The sequence below is a fragment of the Agrobacterium sp. LAD9 genome (assembly GCF_003031125.1).
Taxonomy (GTDB): domain Bacteria; phylum Pseudomonadota; class Alphaproteobacteria; order Rhizobiales; family Rhizobiaceae; genus Agrobacterium; species Agrobacterium radiobacter.
Map to the genome: position 1 here is coordinate 1 of NZ_PHGS01000038.1, position 4,308 is coordinate 4,308.

At 61.5% G+C, this 4,308-nt stretch carries 3 protein-coding genes; all 3 read left to right on the forward strand.

All coding sequences use genetic code 11. The features are described from left to right. On the forward strand, nucleotides 1–959 hold a 959-nt coding region (locus DA915_RS28520; protein ID WP_107678099.1), incomplete at its 5' end, for a HAMP domain-containing sensor histidine kinase. A gap of 246 nt (nucleotides 960–1,205) precedes the next feature. Then, nucleotides 1,206–2,399: an efflux RND transporter periplasmic adaptor subunit gene (locus DA915_RS28525; protein WP_107676016.1), complete on the forward strand. Its 1,194-nt coding sequence runs from the start codon at nucleotides 1,206–1,208 to the stop codon at nucleotides 2,397–2,399. An 8-nt stretch (nucleotides 2,400–2,407) separates the two neighbouring features. Then, nucleotides 2,408–4,308: MacB family efflux pump subunit (locus DA915_RS28530; protein WP_107678100.1), on the forward strand; the 1,901-nt coding region annotated here is incomplete at its 3' end.

Sequence of the window (4,308 nt, forward strand, 5' to 3'; positions counted from 1 at the left end):
AGCGTTTCGACACAGAGGCCGGTGAGGCAACGATTTTTGCTGGCGGTGTTTCGATGTCCCAATATGGTGTGACCGTGCTGTTGGGGAACCTTGCCATCGGCGTGCCGGCGCTGATCCTTGTCGCCATTTCCCTGATTGGCGTTCCGTTTGTCACACGCTGGGCTTTGCGGTCCTTCAGCGATCTGACCAGGCGTCTCGACAGGATCGACCTCGACACACGTGGCGCCCTGGTGGAAGAGCGGGGCTTGCCCAATGAGGTGCTTCGCCTGGTGCGCGATATCAACAGGGCGCTGCGTCGTCTCGATAGCGGCTTCGAGGCGACGCAGCGCTTCTTCGTCAACGCGGCCCATGAACTTCGAACGCCGATTGCTGTCCTGCAGGTGAGAATCGATACACTTTCACCAGGTGCGGACAAGACACACCTGCAGACGGCCATCAAGCGACTTACAGCAATCGCGAACCAGCTTCTCGACACCGAGAAGTACCGGCAGAAGCCCCAGCAGAATGCACCTGTCGATCTCAACAGCGTTGTGTCGAAGGTGGTTGCCGACCTTGCTCCCCTGGCGATTGCCGAAGGTTACGAGATTTCGTTCGATAGCGATGCCGAAAACCTGTTCGTTCCCGGGGATGCCGAAGCTCTGGAGCGTGCATTCATCAATCTGGTCCGTAATGCAGTCCAGTACGGAGGCGGAAGAGGACAGATATCGGTCAGTATCGAGGCTGACGGCAGCGTGACTGTCGCCGATCAGGGCTGCGGAATTGCCGGCGATAAGCAGTCGCGCATATTCGAACCGTTCTACCGGGTCAGCCCTCACGGCTCAGGTGCGGGTCTGGGGCTCAGCATGGTCAACGAGATCGTCACCCGTCACGGCGGCTACGTTGAGCTTTCGTCCACTCCAGGCAAGGGCAGCACATTTGCCGTACGCTGGCGCGAGAAGCGCGTTTTCCAGCAGCGGTAGGTTCGTCGCCTGCGCCAACAGGTCAAGGCGTTTTCATCCGTCGACGTTGGCTGAGCACGGCCGCGATCGCTTGATGTCTGGCGGGCAATCTCTGGCACGCCCCCCCACATTGCAAACACTTTGCCGATCGGTTGATTCTACAACGCGTACCAAACGGATCAGGCACGACGACGGCTCCCCGTAATTTTCAGGTAACTCTCGTGACAGAGAAAGCCCGCAAATTTCAATAGCATGGACCACGACTAAATGACACGACACATTACCCGCAAGCGTTTGATCCTGGCGGCGGCAACCCTTGTCGGTCTGCTGGGTGTCGGGCTGCTGTTTCTGCGTCCGCCGGCGAAGCTTGAACTGGTGACCGCGCAGGCGCGGACGGGTGACCTTGAAGAGGTGGTGCTGGCGACCGGGGTTCTCGAACCGCTCGAGCTGGTGCGTGTCGGTGCCCAGGCCTCGGGTCGCATTGAGCATCTGGTTGTCAAGATCGGTGACATCGTCGAGGCTGGCCAGTTGGTGGCCGAGATCGATTCCCAGACCCGGCGCAACACCTTGCGGGACCGCAAGGCCGCTTTGGCCAACATCCGCGCCGTTCACGCTGCGCGCAGCGCCGGTCTGGTGAAAGCCGAGAAGGATTTCGAGCGCGAGCGTGACCTGCTGGCAGGTGGTTCCACGCCGCGCGCCCAGTATGACGCCGCGGTTGCGATGCGAGACACCGCGCGGGCTGAGGTTCAATCGCTGGACGCTCAGGTCGCCCAGGCGCAGGTCGGGCTGGAGTCTGCGGGTATAGAACTGGATTATACGCGCATCACTGCCCCAATAGCCGGCACAGTAGTGGCGATCGTCACTGACGAAGGTCAAACCGTGAATGCCCTGCAGACTGCGCCGACCATCGTCATGATCGCGCGATTGGATACAATGACGGTGCGCGCGGATATCTCCGAGGCTGACGTCGTGCGTGTACGGCGGGGCCTGCCGGTCTGGTTCAGCATTCTTGGCGATCCGAAGCGCCGTTTCGATGGGGAGTTGCGACAGGTGGAACCGGCCCCAGCCTCCATCGCCAACGAGAGCAGCGCCGCCGCGAGCCGGATTGGCTCAACCAACGGCGCTGTCTATTACACCGGGCTGATCGACGTGGCGAATGAGGACGGGGTTCTGCGGCCCTCCATGACCGCGCAGGTGTCCATCGTTCTGAGCCGCGTCAGCGGCGTCGTGCTTGTCCCGCTCAGCGCAGTGGAAGGGGCGTCCCGGGCCGGCGATACGGCGCGTGTCCGCATACTGGACGCGGTGGGCGAGGTCCAGATCCGGGAGGTCCAGGTCGGTATCGACAACGGCGCGGACATCCAGATCCTTAGCGGTCTTCAGGCAGGCGAGACCATCGTCCTGGGAGCATCCACGGACGAACGCACGAATGGCCAGGCTCAACTGGCCGCGGCGAAGCGGTAGGGCGCGCCATGACGGAACCACTGATCCGCGTACGTGGGGTATCCCGCGCTTTCCCCGCAGGCGACGAGATGGTGCAGGTGCTGAAAGACGTCGACCTCGACATCGAGGCCGGCGAGATGATGGCCATCATCGGTGCTTCTGGCTCCGGTAAGTCGACGCTGATGAACATCCTTGGTTGCCTCGATCGTCCGACGGACGGCAGCTACTGGATCGAAGGACGCGAGACCTCGAAGATGTCCGTGGATGAACTCGCGGCACTACGCCGTGAGCGTTTTGGTTTCATCTTTCAGCGCTATCATCTGCTTGGCGATCTCAGCGCGGCCAGCAACGTCGAGGTGCCGGCCATCTATGCCGGACGCAGCCGATCCGACCGGCACAAGCGAGCGATCTCCTTGTTGACCCGGCTGGGCCTGGCCGACCGGACGGGCAATATCCCGGGCAAGCTTTCGGGCGGCCAGCAGCAGCGTGTGTCGATCGCCCGCGCCCTGATGAATGGCGGCGAGATAATTCTGGCCGACGAACCGACCGGAGCGCTGGATACCCACAGTGGCGCCGAAGTCATGAAGATCCTGCGCGAGCTTCACGCCGAGGGGCACACCATCATTCTCGTCACTCACGACAAGAAGATCGCCGAACACGCGGATCGGGTTGTGGAGATCAGCGACGGCGTAATCATTTCCGACGAGCGCAATATATCCAAATCCGCCGCGACGGCTCGGCCCATCCGCGAACACGCGCCGGGCGCTGGCTGGCGTGGCGCAATTGACCGGATGACTGAGGCCTTTCGTATGGCGGGCGCGGCAATATGGGCGCACAAGATGCGCTCGCTTCTGACCATGCTCGGTATCATCATCGGTATCGCCTCGGTAGCGGCAATCTCGGCACTGGGAGCCGGTTCGCAGCAACAAATCCTGAGTAGTATCAGTTCGCTCGGCACCAACACGATCGAGGTGCGGGCCGGTAAAGGCTTTGGCGACCTGGAAGCGGGCAAGATACGGACGCTGGTTCCCGCCGACGCCGAAGCGCTGGTGAACCAGCCCTATGTCGACAGCGTGACACCAACCGTCACGACGAGCGTAACCGTCAAGCGCGCCGCCGTGGCCGTCAATGTGTCAGTCTCCGGAGTTGGCGCCGACTTCTTTCGTGTACGGGGCCTTGAGTTGGCGTATGGACAACTGTTCGACGCCCAGGACGTTACCGCTTACAGCCAGAATGTGGTGATCGATGCAAACGCCGCGCGAGACCTGTTTCCAGACCGGGTAAACCCGGTGGGACAGGTCATCCTTCTGGGCACAATGCCGGCGAGGGTTGTGGGTGTGACGAAACGGGAAAACTCCTTCGGCCCGGCGGTTGATACGTTGACCGTTTATGCGCCTTACACAACCGTCATGGGCCGCATGCTGGGTCGTCCGAACGTCGACGGCATAACGGTCCGTATCAGAGACGATGTCGATCCGGGCAATGTCGAGGCCGCGGTTTCGCGCCTTCTCGAACGTCGGCATGGCGCGAAAGACTTCTTCCTCACCAACTCGGCGACCATTCGCGAGACTATCGAGACCACCACGCAAACCCTGACGCTGCTGATTTCGTCAGTCGCCGTGATCTCGCTGATTGTCGGCGGCATCGGCGTGATGAATATCATGCTGGTGTCCGTGACCGAACGTACCAAGGAGATCGGCGTTCGTGTGGCTGTCGGCGCGCGCCGCAGCGACATCCTTTCCCAGTTCCTGATCGAGGCCGTCATGGTCTGCCTTGTCGGCGGCTTCATGGGAGTGATGCTCGCCCTCGGGATCAGCGCTCTTTTCAATTTGCTGAGCCCCGACTTCAAAATGATCTTCTCTTCCGGCTCCATCATGGTGGCCTTCGCCTGCTCGACCCTGATCGGAATCGTCTTCGGCTTCCTTCCCGC

Bases quoted from the DNA above. Each gene is read 5' to 3' on its own strand.
- DA915_RS28525 (WP_107676016.1), top strand. From the start codon at position 1,206: ATGACACGACACATTACCCGCAAGCGTTTGATCCTGGCGGCGGCAACC.